We start from the raw sequence: 16206 nt of genomic DNA on the forward strand, positions 1-16206 counted from the left end.
GACCATGGCGAACGGACCCTTCGGCGGGAACAAGGCGGCTCGGCCGCAGCGCACCCCGCTCCAGGCCCTCGTCTATTGGGGCACGGTCCTGGGTGTCTGGGGCCTGATCTTTGTCGTCGCCTTCTTCGCGGTGTTCGCCAGCGATCTGCCCGACACGTCCAAGCTCTACGACGTCAAGCGCCAGCCCTCGATCAACTATCTGGACCGCTCGGGCGCCCTGCTGGCCGTGCGCGGCAGCCAATATGCGCCGCCCGTCGATATCGACGCCCTGCCGAAATACGTGCCGGCCGCCTTCGTGGCGATCGAGGACCGCCAGTTCTACCACCACATCGGCTTCAACCCCTGGGGCATCGCCCGCTCGCTGATCTGGAACGCCACCCATGACGGTCCCCAGCGCGGCGGCTCGACCATCACCCAGCAGCTGGCCCGCAACCTGTTCCTGAGCCCGGCTCAGAATTACCGCCGCAAGGCCCAGGAGCTGATCCTGGCCGTCTGGCTGGAGCTGAAGTTCAGCAAGAAGCAGATCCTGGCCCTCTATATGAACCGGGTCTATTTCGGCGCCGGCGCCTACGGCATCGAGGCCGCCTCGCAGCGCTATTTCAACAAGCCCGCCAAGGACCTGACCATCGGCGAGTCGGCCCTGCTGGCCGGCATGATGAAGGGCCCGGCCCGCTATTCGCCGGTCTCGGCCAAGGAACGCGCCGCCCGCCGCGCCACGATCGTTCTCGACGAGATGGTGCGCATCAAGGCCATCACCGCCGAGGAGCGCGACGAGGCCTTCAAGACCCCGGTGCAGGTCTCGGCCACCCTGGCCAACCAGCGCGCCCAGTACTTCACCGACTATATCGACGCTCAGGTCCGCTCGCTGGTCGGCGAACCGACCGAGGACCTCGTCGTTGAGACCACGCTGGACCTGCCGATCCAGGTCTCGGCCGAGCGCGCCGTGAAGCTGGGCGTCGACGGCCACGAGGCGCAAGGCGTGCAGCAGGCGGCCCTGGTCGCCATCGACGGCGAAGGCCGCATCCGCGCCTATGTGGGCGGCGCCGACTATGCCGAGACCCAGTTCGACCGCGCGACCACCGCTCGCCGCCAGGCCGGTTCGGCCTTCAAGCCGTTCGTCTACCTGACCGCCATGGAACAGGGCCGCACGCCCGCCGTCATGGTCGTCGACGAGCCGGTGAAGATCGGCAACTGGGAACCGAAGAACTACACCAACAAGTACCTGGGCCCGATCACCCTGCAGACGGCCTTGGCCCAGTCGATCAATACGGTCGCCGCGCGCCTGGCCAACGAGGTCGGCACCAGCAATGTCGCCGCCACGGCCCGCCGCCTCGGCATCACCAGCAAGATCCAGCTGGACCCGTCGATGGCGCTGGGCGCGGTCGAGGTCTCGCCGATGGAGATGGCCCAGGCCTACGCCCCGTTCTCGAACGGCGGCTTCCTGGCCAAGGGCTACGGCATCGAGCGCATCCGCACCGCCAGCGGCAAGGTGCTGTACGACCACGGCGTCGACAAGCAGGCCCGCTCGGCCGTGATCGGCTCGCCGGCCCTGCAGTACATGAATCAGATGATGCGCCAGGTCGTGGCTTCCGGCACCGGCACCCGCGCCAAGGTCGCTGGCTACGACATCGCCGGCAAGACCGGCACGACCAGCGACTACAAGGACGCCTGGTTCGTCGGCTACACCGGCGGCTTCGTCACCGCCGTCTGGACCGGCAAGGACGACAACACCCCGATGAAGCGGGTCACCGGCGGCGGCGCGCCCGCCGAGGTCTGGCGCACCTTCATGGCCGCCGCCCTGCCCCGCCTGAAGGCCACCCCGATCCCGGGCGGCATGGTCGAGCCTCCGCCGGTCGCACCGACGGATCCGATCGGCGATCTGATGAACCCGACGCCGGGACCGGAAGGCCCGGCCGCCGAGACCCCGGCCGGCACCGCCCCGCCGGTGGATCAGCTGCCTTACTAGGAGACTGCGGCTAGGCCCCGATCGCGTGCAGCTCCGCCGCGTGGGCTCGTAGCCACGCGCGGTGGGGCGCCGGATCGCCGGCCAGCTGTTCGCACAGCGCCCAGAAGCGCGGCCCGTGGTTGGCCTCGATCAGGTGGGCGCATTCGTGGGCGGCGACATAGTCGGCCACCACCGCCGGGGCCAGGATCAGCCGCCAGCTGTAGCGGATCGCCGCCGGGGCCCGGGAGGTGGCCGGACGGCACGAGCCCCAGCGCGCCTTCGGATCGGCCACCGCCACCGACGGCATCGGCCGCCCCAGCGCCGCCGCATGGATGGCGGTGCGTTCGGTCAGGACGGACAGCGCCTCGCGCTTGGCCAGGCGGATGACCTTCAGCCCCCAGTTGGCGTCGTTGGGCGCGACAATGCGGTCGGCCTCGATGCGGGCTCGGCCAGGACCGACCTCGAGACGATAGGCCTGATCGTTGAGCCGCAGGACGCCGCCGGGGGCCAGGCTCATCCGCTCGGGCAAGGCCGCCAGTTGCTTGGCGATCCAGCCGGACTTCTCCTGGGCGAAGGCGACGGCCTCGTTCAGGCGCTTGAGGTTGGGGGCCAGGGCGACGATCTCGGACTTGGCCCGATCGACGCGCAGCGAAATCCGCCGCGCCCGGCCGTCCACCCGCAGGCGGACCGGCCAGCCGCCGATCTCCAGTCGATCACCGTCGGCGAAGCGGTTTGATGCGGCTTTCGGCGTGAAGAAGTTCATTGTCCTCTAGATCGCCCCGCGCCCGATCCGGCGCAAGAGCTAGCGCAGGAGCGGCCGCCCGAGCGCGTCCGCGACCGCGAACGTTTCGATGGTCACGGCGGCGACGGCGTAGAAGGCCGAAACCAGCGGGCGGGCGCGGGCCTGCTGGATCAGGTCACCGGCGGCGGCGCCTAGCGCTGGACGGGGGCGCAACGACAGCCATTGCAGGAACAGTCCGACGAGCCAGACGATCGGCAGCGCCGAGGCGAACCAGAACCGCAACGCCACGTCGCTGCCGGTCGCTTCGGAAATCCAGAGCGCGAGGATCATGTAGACCACCGCCACGGCGAACAGCTTCGTGCGGAAGCTCAGGTCCGCCAGGCGGTCGATCAGCGAGGGTCTTGCGTCGGACATGGCCCAGCTTGGCCGTGACCGACGCCTAAGCTCAAGCCTCTTCCTCGAAGTGCGGGTCGCACTTGCGGATGAACTTGCGGACGCGCGGATAGATCTCCTCGCGGAACCGGCGGCCGTTGAACACCCCGTAATGGCCGACATTGGGCTGGACGTAGTCCAGCTTCAGGTCGTCCGGGATGTTCGAGCACAGGGTGTGGGCGGCCTGGGTCTGGCCGATGCCGGAGATGTCGTCGTTCTCGCCCTCGACCGTCATCAGGCCGATGTCGGTGATCGCCTCGGGCTTCACCAGGGCCCCGCGATGCATCAGCTCGCCCTTCGGCAGCAGGTACTGCTGGAAGACGATGTCGATGGTCTGGAGGTAGAACTCCTCGGTCAGGTCCAGGACCGACAGGTACTCGTCGTAGAACTCCAGGTGCTTGTCGGCGCTGTCGCCGTCGCCCTTCACCAGGTCGGTGAAGTAGCGGCGGTGGGCCTCCTGGTGGCGCTCGGCGTTCATGCTCATGAAGCTGGCCAGCTGCACGAAGCCCGGATAGACGCGCCGGCCCGCGCCCGGATAGGGCGGCGGCACCGTGTAGATCATGTTCGACTGGAACCAGGTGAACGGCTTTTCCTCGGCCAGCTGGTTGGTCACGGTCGGCGACAGGCGCGCGTCGATCGGCGAGCCCATGAAGGTCATGCTGGCCGGACGCGAGGGATGGTTCTGCTCGGCCATCAGGGCGGCGGCGGCCAGGACCGGCGGACCGGGCTGGCAGACGGCCACCACGTTCGGGCGCGGGCCCAGCACGGCCAGCATCTGGATGATGTGGTCGATATAGTCGTGGAAGTCGAAGCGGCCTTCCAGCACCGAGACGTTGCGGGCGTTGACCCAGTCGACGATGAACACCGAGTGGTCGGGCAGGAACGCCTCGACCGTGCCGCGCAGCAGGGTCGCGTAGTGGCCCGACAGCGGCGCGACGATCAGCACGGCGGGGTCGAGGCTGAACTTGCCGGCCCGGCGCATGTCGGCCATGTCGCGGTCGAACTGGATGACGCGCGCCCACGGGCTCTGCCAGACGATGGTCTCGCGGACGCGGACGTCGACCTGGCCGATCTTGACCGTGTCGATGCCCCACTTCGGCTTGCCGTAGCGGCGAGTGATGTTGGCGAACAGGTCCGCACCGGCGTGCATGCGCCGGCCCACGGCCGTGTCGGCGGCCGGATTCAGCGGCGATCCCCAGAAATCCCGGGCCGCCAGCGCCATCTGGCGCATCGGGGTGGAGGCGTAATAAGCCGCTTCGTGAAGAGCGTAGAGCATGGCGCATCCGCGATGTTGCATCGCAACATAGCACGTCAGAACCTAACGGAGTCTACCTTTCGCAGCGATTTGCGCCGCGTCATGGCGTCGCTTCACGGTGAGGTGGTAGCGGTCACCCGCCTCGCGCCGACGCGTTATCGCCGACACCCCAGCAGCGCTGAATATCGCGCGCCCAAAAAGGTCTGCTGCTTGTAGAGGCGGACAACACTTCCGACATGGCAATCCGGAGTCGCGTCAAGCCGCACCAGCGGCCGTTGCCCGGAGACGTCCATGACGGCGTACATCTCGACGCCGCCTTTCCGGCCCAACTTTCGGAACTCCACGACCGTACCCTCGACATTGTTCCCCTTCGCGATGGGCATCGCCAAGAGGGCCACAACACCAAGCGCCACAACTGCTACGACGAGCCCCAGGGGCCGCGAGCGCCACGCCAACCAGCGACCAAGACTACGAAGCCAATGCCTTTCTGGGTCCGGTCTCGCCACGTGCTTCGACTACCCCTCGCGCATCGCGTCCGAGATCCGGCGGGCGATGTCGGCCGGCGGCAGGTTGTAGGGGATCACCGTCTTGAAGCGGCCCTTCTCGTCCATCAGGTAGATCGCGGTCGAGTGGTCCATGGTGTAGCCGGGGCCGTCGCCGACCTTGGCGTAATAGACCTTGTAGGCCTTGGCGGCCGCCTGGACCTGCTCCTGCGTGCCGGTCAGGCCGATCGTGGTCTTGGGCACATAGTCGGCCGACAGGTAGGTCTTCATTTGCTCGGGCGTGTCGCGGGCCGGGTCGATCGAGATGAAGACGATCTGCAGGTCCTTGGCCTTGAGGCCGAGGATGTCGGTCGCCGCCGACAGGCCTTGCAGCGTGCCGGGGCAGACATCGGGGCAATAGGTGAAACCGAAGAACACCGCGCTCCATTTACCCTTCAGCGCCTTCTCGGTGGTCGGGGCGCCGTCCTGGTTCACCAGCTGGAACGGCCCGCCGACCGCCACGGATGTTTGCGGCTCGAACACGCCGGCGCGCCACGCCAGCCCCGCGGTCACCGCGAGGCCCAGGACGCAGGCCAGGATCAGGAGAAGGCGGTGACGAGGCATGTGCGTTTCATCCTTTTATTGCCGCTTGTCCTTTTGCTCTCGCAAAGCGCGCAATTCTGGACAATCCTGCGACCATGACTGACGTATCGTTTGCGAGAGCACCCGACGATCAACGTCACAAAGGGCTCGATAAGCCGGGCGACGAACCGGCGCAAGACGACGCCTGGTCCTGGACGGCTCCAGGGCTGCGTCGCGGACGCTTAAGGGTACGCACCCTTCTGGCGCAACGCTGGCTATGGGTGGTCGGCCAAACCGCCGTCCTGTTGATTTCCGGCCTGGTTTTGAAGCTGCAGGTGCCGTGGGCGCTGTGCTTCACCCTGATCGCCTTGTCGGCCTGGCTGAACGTGCTACTGGGCCTGGCCTCCAGCGGCCAGCGCCTGGCCCGCGACGGCGAAGCCACCGCCCAGATCGCCTTCGACATCCTGCAGCTGTCGGGCCTGGTCTATCTGACCGGCGGCGCCCACAACCCCTTCGCCCTGCTGCTGATCGCGCCGGTGACCCTGGCGGCGGCGACCCTGCCGGCCCGCTACGCCATCGGCCTGGGGGTGCTGGCCATCGCCGCTTCGGTGCTGCTGGCGATCTTCCACATGCCGCTGCCGATCATCGCCGGCCATCCCTGGCCCTATGTGCCCAGCCCGCTGATGCTGTGGACCATCGTCTCGGCCCGGATCGTCGGCATCATCCTGACGGCGGCCTATGCCTGGCAGGCGGCCAGCGAGTCCGCGCGGATGGAGCTGGCCCTCAACGTCACCGAGACCGTGCTGGCCCGCGAGCAGCGCCTGTCGGCCCTCGGGGCCCTGGCCGCCGCCGCCGCCCACGAACTGGGGACGCCGCTTGCGACGATCTCGGTCGTGGCCCGCGAGATGGCGCGCGGCGCGCCCGACGACCAGACCCGCGAGGACGCCGAGCTGCTGATCGGCCAGGCCGCCCGCTGCCGCGAGATCCTCCAGCGCCTGACCGAGATGCCCGAGGCCCAGGACGCGGTGCACGAGCGCATGAGCCTCGTCCAGCTGGTCCAGGACGTGATCGAACCACACCTGGTGCACGGCGTCCGGGTCGAGGCCGTGGTCAACGGCCCGTCCGGCGAGACCGCGCCCGACATCTGGCGACGCCCGGAAATCATCCACGCCATGACCTCGATCGTCGAAAACGCCGTCGATTTCGCGCGCGGCGAGGTTCTGGTGATCGCCCGTTTCGACGCCCGCTACATCGTCATCGAGGCGCGCGACGACGGTCCGGGCTTCTCGCCGGAGGTGCTGGCCAAGCTGGGCGAGCCCTACGTCACGACACGTCCGGGGGCGGAAGGCTCGCGAACGGGGCATATCGGCATGGGTCTGGGCTTCTTTATCGCAAAGACCTTGCTGGAACGAACCGGCGCAACCGTGGATTTCCGTAATGGTCGCCGGGGTGGGGCGGTCGTTTCGGCGCGCTGGCCCAGGCCGGCTTTGGAAGCCCCTGGCTTTACGGGGGCTTGAGTAAGGCGCGGAAGCACGAAAGTATGGGTTGTTATTTGGCCTGTTGAGTATTGGCGCTGGGGAGGCGCGGACTTCTATGGCGGATATCGGTGAGCTGGTTTCGGCGCTGCCGGACAAGACGCTGCTACTGTTGGACGATGACGCTCCGCTGCGGACCCGATTGGGTCGAGCGCTGGAGCAGCGTGGGTTCGAGGTGACGCTGGCCGCTTCCGTGGCCGAGGCCCTGACGATCCTGCGCAGCCATGCTCCAGCCCACGCGGTGCTGGACATGCGCCTGGAGGACGGCTCGGGCCTGAAGGTGGTCGAGGCCGTGCGCGACGCCCGCGCCGACGCCAAGGTCATCATGCTGACCGGCTACGGCAACATCGCCACGGCGGTGGCGGCGGTGAAGGCGGGGGTGGTCGACTACCTCTCCAAGCCCGCCGACGCCGACGACGTGGCCCGCGCCCTGCTGGCCGCCAAGGACGCGGCCCCGGCCCCGCCTGAGAATCCGATGAGCGCCGACCGCGTGCGGTGGGAACACATCCAGCGCGTCTACGAGATGTGCGGCCACAACGTGTCGGAAACGGCCCGGCGGCTGAACATGCACCGGCGGACGCTGCAGCGGATCCTGGCCAAGCGGGCTCCGCGCTGATCCCAATCCCCTCTCCCCCTGCGGGAGAGGGTGGCCTCCGAAGGAGGTCGGGTGAGGGGTCGCACGAACAGAAACGCCGCGATGGCTGAAAGGCTTGTCGCGGCGTTTTGCGTCTTTCGACCCCTCATCCGTCGCCTAGCGGCGACACCTTCTCCCGCAAGGGGAGAAGGAAGACGTCCTCACATCGCCGAGATGCCGCCGTCGACCTTGATCTCGGCGCCGGTCATGAACTTGCTCTCGTCGCTGGCCAGGTAGAGCACCGCGTTGGCGATGTCGTTCGGCTCGCCGATACGGCCCAGCGGCACCTGGCGGGCCAGCTTGGCGAAGGCCTCTTCCTTGCCGAACCGGGCCGAGAAGCCGTCCAGGATCGGGGTGTCGATGAAGGTCGGGTGGATGGAGTTCGAGCGGATGTCGAGCTTCATCTTGGCGCAGTACAGCGCAATATTCTTCGACAGCAGCCAGACCGCCGCCTTCGAGGCGTTGTAGGCCGGCGAATTGCCGTTGGCGATCAGGCCGGCGATCGAGCTCAGATTGATGATCGAGCCGGGCTGGTGGGCGCGCATGTGGGTCAGGGCGTGCTTGGCGCCCAGGAACACCGAGTCGACATTGACCGACATCACCTTCTTCCAGAGCCCGAAGTCGAGGCTCTCGATCGGGCCGTCACCGCCGATGCCGGCGTTGTTGACCAGCACCGACAGGCCGCCCAGATCGCCGACAGCCTTCTCCAGCACCTCGATCCACTGGTCTTCCTGGGTGACGTCCAGTTGGTAGGCGAAGGCCGTGCCGACTCCGTGGGCGGCGTTGATCTCGTCGGCCACCGCTTGGGCGCCGGCCAGGTTCAGGTCGGCCAGGGCCACCTTGGCGCCCTCGCTGGCCAGCATCCGCCCCGCCGCCGCGCCCAGACCTTGGGCCCCGCCGGTGATGAAGGCCTTCTTGCCGGCGACCCGGCCCGTGCTCTGCGCCATGCGGCGTCCTCCCGATTATAATTCAAACGGGAGTTTGAATTCTTCAGGCGGCGCTGTCCATGAACTTCGCGAGTTGCACGTCCAGTTCCGTCACGCCGTCGGCGTCATGCGTCGTCAGCAGCACCTCGACGCGGTTGTAGACGTTGAACCACTCGGGGTGATGGTCGAGCTTGTCGGCCATCAGGGCCACGCGGGTCATGAAGCCGAACGCCGCGTTGAAGTCGGCGAACTTGAAGGTCTTGGCGATGGCGTCCTTGTGGTCCGGCGCGGCGCTCCAGCCATCGAGCTGGGCGATCGCGGCTTGCGCGCCGATCTTGGGACGGGACATGGGATTCCTCCGAGGTTTGACCCTCAGAACGACAATCCGGTCGCTTCGGCAAGGTCGCTCAGCAACTGATCCTCGGTCGAGACCTTGATCGCCTTCATGCCCAAGGCCGCGGCCGGCTTGCAGTTGATGCCCAGGTCGTCGAGGTAGACGCAGTTCTCCGGCGCGACGTCCAAGAGCTCGCACATCATCTGGTAGATGCGCGGGTCGGGCTTGCGGACCCCGGCCTTGGAGCTCTCGATCACCGCGTCGAACAGGCTCATGATCTCACCGACCGCCAGGGCCTTGTCGGCGCTCTGGGCCATGCCGGGGCCGTGGCCGGTGGGGACGTTGTTGGTGATGCAGCCGACCTTGAACCGCGCCTTGCAGGCCTTGAGCGCCTCCAGCACCCGGGGCCGCAGGTCGCCATAGAGCAGCGGCAGCACCTCGGCCCCGCGCACGGCGTGGCCCAGGCGGGTGGCCTCCTCCAGGAACAGCGTGTCGAAGGCCGCCGCGTCGATCTCGGCCCGCTCGAACTTGGCCCAGGCGTTCACGTCGCCATTGGTGGCGTTGACGGTGCGGATGAAGTCCTTCGGCAGGCCGCGTTCGGTCTCGTAGCGGCGGAAGGCCTCGAACGGCGAGGTCGTGAACACCCCGCCGAAATCCCAGATCACCGCCTCGATCGCCATGCCGCCCTCAAACAGATGTTTGACGCACGCTAGCCGCCTTACGCCTCCAGGGAAAGCCCGCCACGGCCACGCTCGCGCGACGGGTGAAAGGACAGTCGCGACCGCGCCGGAAATGTTTGTTAACCATCGTCCGGAGTCGCCCATGATCACCCTTCGCCGCCTGACCACGATCGCCCTCGCCACGGCCGCCGCCTTGACGGCCGCGCCGGCGCTGGCCGGCTCGCACCATGGCGGCGTCGGCGGCGTCCCGGGGCAGAACTACCTGCCGCCCAATCCCGAGCCCGGCCAGTGCTACTCGCGCCGCGTCACGGGCCCGGGCGGCGCCTATCGCTGGGACCGCATCGAGTGCGACAGCGCCTATGGCGGCTATGGCCATGGCTACGGCCAGACGGGCTATGGCGGCGATCTGCAGGTCCAGACCCAAGGCGGCTACGGCTATCAACAGGGCGGTTACGCGGCCGACTGCGGCTGCGCCGGCTATCGCTACGTGAACCCCTGCGATCCTTGCGCCAGCTATGGCGGAGGCTATGCGGGCGGCTACGCCAATGGCGGCGGTTATACCAGCGACCGTTATGGCGAGCGCCGCTACGACAGTCGCTATTCCCAGTCACAGTACGAATACGAGAGCAGTTCATACAGCGGTGGTTACGCCTATGGCCGTGGGGGCCAGGGCGTGAACTACCCGCCGCCGTATGGCTACGGTTACGTCGCCGCCGGGCGCGACGAGGCCGGTTACCTGATCTGGCCCGGAAAGACGCCTTAACCCCAATTCGGGTGGCGCCGCCCTTGCGCCGGAAGCGTCGACTTGCACCAAATTGGGACGGGGGAACTAATCAACATGCGCACGCCAAGCCGGCCGTTTTTCAAGGCCTATGAACTCGTGGCCATCGCCGTATTCATCATCGCGGGGGTGGTCGTCTGCCGGATCGGCCTCGTCTACTGACGAGGCCCTGACGGCCTAAACGCCTCAAATTGGAACACGATCGCCGGCCTCACGCGTTGTGAGGGTTCAACCGGAGCCACGATCCTGTCCACCGCCGACGTCATGCCCGCGCCCAAGCCGCCCCGGAACCCGTTCCGAGGGCTGTCCCGGCGCGCGCGCATCGGCATCGGCGCGGCCCTGACCCTGGTCGCGGCGATCGTCATCTTCCTGTGGATCTTCGACTGGAACTGGCTGCGCGGCCCGATCGGCCGCTACGCCTCGGCCCAGTTGCAGCGCGAGGTGGTGATCGCCGGCGATCTGCGCGTCCATCCCTGGTCGTTCTCGCCCAAGGCGGAAGCCTACGGCCTGCGCATCGGCCAGCCGGCCTGGGCCAAGTCGGTGGACAAGGACGCCGGCCAGATGGCCCAGGTCCAGCGCGTGGCCGTGCAGATCAAGATCCTGCCGCTGCTGCGCGGCCAGGTGATCCTGCCGTTCCTGGCCGTCGACAAGCCGCAGGTCCGCCTGCTGCGCGACAAGGACGGCCGGGCCAACTGGACCTTCGGCGCGGCCAAGAGCGACAAGCCGCTGAAGCTGCCGGCCATCCAGCGCTTCGTGATCAATGAGGGCCAGCTGCGCGTCGACGACCGCCAGCGCGGCGCGCTCTTCGTCGGCACGGTCAACGCCCAGGAACGCGCCGGCGAAAAAGGCGGCCGCTTCGTGCTGGAGGGCAAGGGCAGCCTGAACAAGGCCGGCTTCCTGGCGCAGGTCAGCGGCGGCCCGCTGCTGAACATCACGCCCGACAAGCCCTATCCGTTCGACGCCCAGATCCAGGCCGGCTCGACCCGCATCACGGCGGAGGGCGCGGTCAACAAGCCGTTCGACCTGGGCCGCTTCGAGACCCAGCTGAGCATCTCCGGCGCCGACCTGAACCGCCTGCACGACCTGATCGGCCTGACCCTGCCCAACACCCCGCCCTACAAGATCTCGGGCCACCTGGTCCGCAAGGGCGACCGCTACGACTTCGAGAAGCTGTCCGGCCGCGTCGGCGACAGCGACATCTCCGGCGACCTCTTCGTGCTGACCGGGCGCGAGCGGCCCTATCTGGAGGCTGACCTTCGCTCGCGCCGCCTGGACTTCGACGACCTGGGCAGCCTGTTCGGCGCCGCTCCGGCCACGGGTCGCGGTGAGACCGCCTCGGCCGGCCAGAAGGTCGAGGCCGCCCAGCGCGACGCCACCCAGCGCCTGCTGCCCGACGCCACCCTGCAGGTCGACCGCATCCGGGCCATGGACGCCAAGGTCAGCTACCGCGCCGAGACCGTGAACGCCCCCAACCTGCCACTGCGCAAGGTCAGCGCCGAGGTCGTGCTGGACAAGGGCGTGCTGACCGTCGACCCACTGGCCCTGACCTTCTCGCGCGGCGACCTGAAGGGGAAGGTCCGCCTGGACGCGCGTCCGGCCACGCCGCGCACCGACATCGACGTGCGCCTGCTGAACGCCCGCATCGAGGACTTCATCCCGATCAAGAGCGACGGCAAGCCGGCCATTGAGGGCGCGGTCCTGGCCCGGGCCAAGCTGACCGGCGTGGGCAACAGCGTCCATCGCGCCGCCTCGACCGCCGACGGCTCGGTGACCCTGGTCGCGCCCAAGGGCCAGATCCGCCAGGCCTTCGCCGAGCTGCTGGGCGTCAACGCCTCCAAGGGCCTGATCCTGCTGCTGTCCAAGAGCGACAAGGAGACGCCGGTGCGCTGCGCCGTCGCCGACTTCGACGTCAAGAACGGGGTGATGACCACCAGCACCCTGGTCGCCGACACCGGCGTGGTGCTGGCCAAGGGGCGCGGCACCGTGAACCTGGCCACCGAGCGCATGGACTTCCGCATCGAGGGCGACAGCAAGAAGCCGCGCCTGGTGCGCCTGTTCGTCCCGATCACCATCAAGGGCCCGATCATGGCCCCCAAGCCCGGCCTCGACGTCAGCAAGACCATCGGCCAGGGCGGCATCGCCGCCGCGCTCGGTTCGCTGGTCAACCCGCTGGCCGCCCTGCTGCCCTTCGTCACCACCGGCGAGGCCAAGGACGCCGACTGCGCCGGCCTGGTCAGCGCGGCCCGCCAGCAGGGCGCGCCGGTAAAGGCCAGCCAGACGACGCCAGCCAAGGCGAAGAAATAGCCAAGCTACGATCCATGATTGCGACCGGCGAGATTTTCACCCTAACGTGAAGCTCTGTTGAGCGATGGTAGGGCGACCATGAAGAACCTCGTCATCTGTTGCGACGGCACCTGGCAGGAGCTGAGCCAGAAATTCCCCACCAACGTCACCCGCCTGACGCGGGCGCTGGCCTCGACCGCCACGCAGGGTGGGACGAAGGTCCACCAGGTCACTTTCTATGACGACGGCGTCGGGGTCGGGACCGGGGTGCTGGACAAGGCGACCCGCATCCTGGGCGGGGCGCTCGGCCGGGGCCTGGATCGCAAGATCGCCGAGGCCTACGAGTTCCTGGTCCTCAACTACGAGCCCGGCGACCGCATCTACATCTTCGGCTTCAGCCGCGGCGCCTATACCGCCCGCAGCCTGGCCGGCCTGTTGCGCCAGGTGTGGATCCTGAAGCGCATCAACGCCTCCGAATGCGAACGGGCCATCGAGCTCTACCGCTCGCACGACAAGGACGCCGTCGAAATCCGCCGCTTCCGCCAGAACTTCTGCCACGAGGCCGCCACGGCCCTGGAGGAGCGGACGTTCAATCCCGACAGCCCGGCCAGGACCGTCGCCGCCGCCAAGCGCGAGGAGACAGGCTGGATCCAGTTCCTGGGCGTCTGGGACACCGTCGGCTCGCTGGGCATCCCGCGCGGCCTGCCGTTCTCCGAGCAGATCAACGGCAAGTACGAATTCCACGATACCAGCCTGTCGCGCTTCGTCTTCAACGCCCGCCACGCGGTGTCGATCGACGAGAAGCGCGAGACTTTCACGCCCACGCTGTGGACCAACCTGGACGGGCTCAACGCCAATGCCGACGCCAGCGGCCTGCCCTACGACCAACGCCCCTACCAGCAGCGCTGGTTCCCCGGCGGCCATGGCGCGGTCGGCGGCGGGGAGTCGGACGGCGGCATCTCGTTGCCGCCGCTGCTGTGGATGATCGAGGGCGCGGAGCGGGCCGGCCTGGCGTTCGATCCCGACCAGCTGGAAATGTTCCGGGGCGCCGCCGATCCCCTGGCGCCCCTGCGCTCGGGCGACCGCAGCGTCGGCTCGATCATCCTCGAGGCCGTCGGCAGCGAGGATCGCGACGGCCCCACCACGCTCGACGAAGTGTCCGACGCGGCCCGCATCCGCTGGAAGAAGGCCGATCCGGCCTATCGACCCAAGACCCTGTCGCATGTGGCCGGGGCGCTGAACGCCCTGCCCTAGGCGCCATGCCATAAAACGATCACAGCTCAAGGTGGAGCTTTTTGATCGCCTGGCGTGTTTAGGCGTGGCCGAGCCGTGGAGCTCGCGCCAAAGCTTAAGGACGCATCATGGCTTTCATCCCCCTGCTCGCGCTCGTCGCCGGTCTCGCGGCCGAACCGCCGATCCAGATCACCGGCATCGAACAGCGGAACACGATCGCCTGCGAAGGTCGCTCGGTCATCGTCGCGGGCACGGACCATGAGCTGACTTTCACAGGCGCCTGCGCGGGGCTGAAGCTGACGGGGACGGGCAGCAAGGTGACCATCGACCTGGCGCCGGGCGCAACCGTGTCGGTGACCGGCACGGACCAGACGGTGCGCTGGCGTTCGGCCAAGCCGCCCAAGGTGAGCATGACCGGCGTGGACAACAGCGTCAGCAAGGCTCCGTAACGCTCGAAAGCGCCCCCTCCGTCTCGGCGCGTATTCGCGCCGATCCACCTCCCCCGCAAGCGGGGCAGGAGGAGAGCAGCTGAACCCTCCTGCCCCGTGAAACGGGGGAGGTGGCGCGATGCGGATACGCATCGTGACGGAGGGGGCGCTTGAGCTTCGCCTTATCCTGCTCCATCTTCCCCTCACCAACCTTCTTGTGTGGTTCATGTCCGAGATTGTGCGCGAGGCGCGGGCCTAACAGGCTCCGAACCTTGGTTCGAATGTCTAGAGGCCCGCTATCCGCCCGCGCAGTCGCCAGGCGGCAGCGCGATCGTATGCCTCGATCTCTCGGACAATCCCTTGAACATCTCCAAACCGCAGCAACGCACGCTGCATGCTCTGGCCCAAGGCGGCCGGATCGAACTCGGACGCGACGACAACGGCAAGATCATCGCGGCCGACTGCATCACCCGCGACGGCTGGGCGCTGACCGACTGCTCGGTCGGCGTCTTCCATTCGCTGAAGCGCAAGCGGCTGATCGCCAGCCAGGACGGCGGTCCCTACCGGATCACCCGGCTGGGCCTCGGCCACCTCCGCGCTCAACTCGACAACCGGGTGGGGGCGAGGGCGTGGTGACCTAGGTCAGCTTGTAGAACAGGACGCGCGCGGCGCCGTAGTCGCGCGCGTCGATCTGCTCGAAGCCTTCCAGCACCGGGTCCACTTCACCCCGCCCGCGCTCGAACATCAGGATCGCGCCGGGAGCCAGCCACTCGTGGGCCTTCATCTCGGCGACGGCCTTCTCGCCCAGACCCTTGTTATAGGGCGGGTCCAGGAAGGCGATGTCGAACGGCGCGCCGGCGCTGGCTGGACGCGGACCAAGGTCGGTGGCGTCGCGGCGGTGCACGCGGGTGACGCCGAACAGGTGCATGGCGTCGATGTTCTCGCGGATCGCGCCGCGCGCGGCGTCGTCGGTCTCGACGAACAGACAGAACCCGGCCCCGCGCGACAGGGCCTCCAGCCCCAGCGCGCCCGAGCCCGCGAACACGTCGATGACCCGCGCGCCGTTCAGTTCCGGCGCCCACGCGGCGTGCTCCAGGATGTTGAACACGGCCTGGCGGGCGCGGTCGGAGGTGGGGCGGGTCGTGCCGCCCGGCGGGGTGACGATGGCCTTGCCGCGATACTGGCCCGAGACGATGCGCATCAGGCGGCCGCTTTCGGGGCGGCTTTCGGGGCCAGGCGGCGGCCGAGCCAGTTCAGGCCCAGCACCAGCGCCGCCAGCAGGGCCCAGCCCCACGGCTTGACCAGGCTGAAGACCGTCAGGCCGCACATCAGGCCGGGCAGCAGCGCCACGCGCAGCAGCACGAACACCGCCTCGCCCACCGGCATCGGCTCGGTCAGCTTGCCGACGAAGGCCGCATAGGCCCAGACCAGGCCCATGGCCAGGCCGATCAGCGCCACGTGGCCGACATAGACCACCACGGCCTCGCCGTCGTGCTTCTCCCACAGCAGCTCGGTGCTCAGCGGCAGCAGGGCGATCAGGCCCAGCACCAGGAAGTTGAACACATCCAGTCCGCCATTGGCTCGGACCAGGCGAGCGAACACCCGCCGGTGGCTGAACCAGCAGACCCCGACCACCGCGAAGCTGACGGCGTAGGCGGTCAGCTTGGGGCCCATCTGGGCGAAGAGATCGGCGATACCGTGCCAGTGATGCGGCGGGTGGATCTCGATGGCCAACAGGGTGATGGCGATCGCGAAGACGGCGTCCGAAAACAGCACCAGCCGATGCAGATGCCCCGCGCCCGTGTCGCCCTTGCTCGAAACCCCGTCACTCATGCCTTGTCCCCTTACAACCCGTAACCGGATGTGTGCCGTCCTCCGCGCCCTGCGGCAAGCACGCGCTTTACAAGATCGCGGCCCTTCCCTCTTAGTCGCCT

18 protein-coding genes and 1 pseudogene are annotated in these 16206 nt (G+C 68.1%); 9 read left to right on the forward strand and 10 right to left on the reverse strand.

Annotation, left to right across the window (positions count from 1 at the left end):
- The first annotated feature begins 4 nt into the window (after positions 1–4).
- Positions 5–1966, forward strand: coding sequence for a transglycosylase domain-containing protein (locus AC07NI_RS22440; protein ID WP_494623247.1), 1962 nt, complete (start codon positions 5–7; stop codon positions 1964–1966).
- A 10-nt stretch (positions 1967–1976) separates the two neighbouring features.
- Here the strand turns inward: AC07NI_RS22440 and AC07NI_RS22445 are convergent, their stop codons facing one another.
- From AC07NI_RS22445 to AC07NI_RS22460, 4 genes are all read right to left on the reverse strand, one after another.
- The gene (locus tag AC07NI_RS22445) at positions 1977–2708 is read right to left on the reverse strand and encodes a YgjP family zinc-dependent metalloprotease (protein WP_494623249.1); all 732 of its coding nucleotides are present in this window, start codon (positions 2706–2708) and stop codon (positions 1977–1979) included.
- Positions 2709–2747: 39 nt separating this feature from the next.
- Positions 2748–3101: a hypothetical protein gene (locus tag AC07NI_RS22450; protein WP_494623251.1), complete on the reverse strand. Its 354-nt coding sequence runs from the start codon at positions 3099–3101 to the stop codon at positions 2748–2750.
- 31 nt (positions 3102–3132) lie between these two features.
- Positions 3133–4395 (reverse strand): polyhydroxyalkanoate depolymerase, encoded by a 1263-nt coding sequence (locus AC07NI_RS22455; protein ID WP_494623253.1) that lies wholly within the window; start codon positions 4393–4395, stop codon positions 3133–3135.
- A gap of 494 nt (positions 4396–4889) precedes the next feature.
- Positions 4890–5480: an SCO family protein gene (locus AC07NI_RS22460; RefSeq protein ID WP_494623255.1), complete on the reverse strand. Its 591-nt coding sequence runs from the start codon at positions 5478–5480 to the stop codon at positions 4890–4892.
- Positions 5481–5554: 74 nt separating this feature from the next.
- Here AC07NI_RS22460 and AC07NI_RS22465 point away from each other — a divergent pair, with 74 nt between their 5' ends.
- Together AC07NI_RS22465 and spdR are read left to right on the forward strand one after the other, a co-directional pair.
- Positions 5555–6955 (forward strand): ActS/PrrB/RegB family redox-sensitive histidine kinase, encoded by a 1401-nt coding sequence (locus AC07NI_RS22465; RefSeq protein ID WP_494623257.1) that lies wholly within the window; start codon positions 5555–5557, stop codon positions 6953–6955.
- A 76-nt stretch (positions 6956–7031) separates the two neighbouring features.
- The gene (gene spdR / locus AC07NI_RS22470; protein ID WP_494623259.1) at positions 7032–7589 is read left to right on the forward strand and encodes a stationary phase response regulator transcription factor SpdR; all 558 of its coding nucleotides are present in this window, start codon (positions 7032–7034) and stop codon (positions 7587–7589) included.
- A gap of 179 nt (positions 7590–7768) precedes the next feature.
- Here spdR and AC07NI_RS22475 read toward each other — a convergent pair whose 3' ends face one another.
- The 3 genes from AC07NI_RS22475 to AC07NI_RS22485 are packed head-to-tail and all read right to left on the reverse strand — an operon-like array spanning position 7769 to position 9547.
- Positions 7769–8554 carry an SDR family oxidoreductase gene (locus AC07NI_RS22475; protein ID WP_494623261.1) on the reverse strand — a complete coding sequence of 262 codons (786 nt, stop codon included), beginning with the start codon at positions 8552–8554 and terminating at the stop codon, positions 7769–7771.
- A 43-nt stretch (positions 8555–8597) separates the two neighbouring features.
- On the reverse strand, positions 8598–8882 hold the full coding sequence (locus tag AC07NI_RS22480) for a 4a-hydroxytetrahydrobiopterin dehydratase (protein WP_494623263.1): 285 nt from the start codon (positions 8880–8882) through the stop codon (positions 8598–8600).
- A gap of 23 nt (positions 8883–8905) precedes the next feature.
- On the reverse strand, positions 8906–9547 hold the full coding sequence (locus AC07NI_RS22485; protein ID WP_494623265.1) for an HAD-IA family hydrolase: 642 nt from the start codon (positions 9545–9547) through the stop codon (positions 8906–8908).
- Positions 9548–9689: 142 nt separating this feature from the next.
- On the opposite strand from AC07NI_RS22485, the gene AC07NI_RS22490 reads away from it, so the two are divergent.
- The 5 genes from AC07NI_RS22490 (at position 9690) to AC07NI_RS22510 (ending at position 14293) form a co-directional block, all read left to right on the forward strand.
- On the forward strand, positions 9690–10310 hold the full coding sequence (locus tag AC07NI_RS22490) for a hypothetical protein (protein ID WP_494623267.1): 621 nt from the start codon (positions 9690–9692) through the stop codon (positions 10308–10310).
- Between the two features lie 75 nt (positions 10311–10385).
- Positions 10386–10490: a hypothetical protein gene (locus AC07NI_RS22495; protein WP_492837548.1), complete on the forward strand. Its 105-nt coding sequence runs from the start codon at positions 10386–10388 to the stop codon at positions 10488–10490.
- Between the two features lie 102 nt (positions 10491–10592).
- A complete protein-coding gene (locus AC07NI_RS22500; RefSeq protein WP_494623269.1) occupies positions 10593–12632 on the forward strand; it encodes an AsmA family protein in 2040 nt (679 codons plus the stop codon).
- A 78-nt stretch (positions 12633–12710) separates the two neighbouring features.
- Positions 12711–13865 (forward strand): T6SS phospholipase effector Tle1-like catalytic domain-containing protein, encoded by a 1155-nt coding sequence (locus AC07NI_RS22505; RefSeq protein ID WP_494623271.1) that lies wholly within the window; start codon positions 12711–12713, stop codon positions 13863–13865.
- A gap of 107 nt (positions 13866–13972) precedes the next feature.
- Positions 13973–14293 carry a DUF3060 domain-containing protein gene (locus AC07NI_RS22510; protein ID WP_494623273.1) on the forward strand — a complete coding sequence of 107 codons (321 nt, stop codon included), beginning with the start codon at positions 13973–13975 and terminating at the stop codon, positions 14291–14293.
- Between the two features lie 27 nt (positions 14294–14320).
- Here AC07NI_RS22510 and AC07NI_RS22515 read toward each other — a convergent pair.
- Positions 14321–14468: pseudogene (locus AC07NI_RS22515) on the reverse strand (hypothetical protein); the annotation flags it as partial.
- A 164-nt stretch (positions 14469–14632) separates the two neighbouring features.
- Between AC07NI_RS22515 and AC07NI_RS22520 the strand changes: the two are divergent.
- On the forward strand, positions 14633–14908 hold the full coding sequence (locus AC07NI_RS22520) for a YjhX family toxin (RefSeq protein WP_494623275.1): 276 nt from the start codon (positions 14633–14635) through the stop codon (positions 14906–14908).
- A gap of 1 nt (position 14909) precedes the next feature.
- Here AC07NI_RS22520 and rsmD read toward each other — a convergent pair whose 3' ends face one another.
- On the reverse strand, positions 14910–15473 hold the full coding sequence (rsmD, locus tag AC07NI_RS22525) for a 16S rRNA (guanine(966)-N(2))-methyltransferase RsmD (protein ID WP_494623277.1): 564 nt from the start codon (positions 15471–15473) through the stop codon (positions 14910–14912).
- The gene (locus AC07NI_RS22530; RefSeq protein WP_494623279.1) at positions 15473–16105 is read right to left on the reverse strand and encodes a TMEM175 family protein; all 633 of its coding nucleotides are present in this window, start codon (positions 16103–16105) and stop codon (positions 15473–15475) included. Before AC07NI_RS22530 ends, rsmD begins: the two co-directional genes overlap by 1 nt.
- Between the last annotated feature and the right edge of the window lie 101 nt (positions 16106–16206).

Source organism: Caulobacter sp. GW821-FHT10E02 (genome assembly GCF_059415225.1).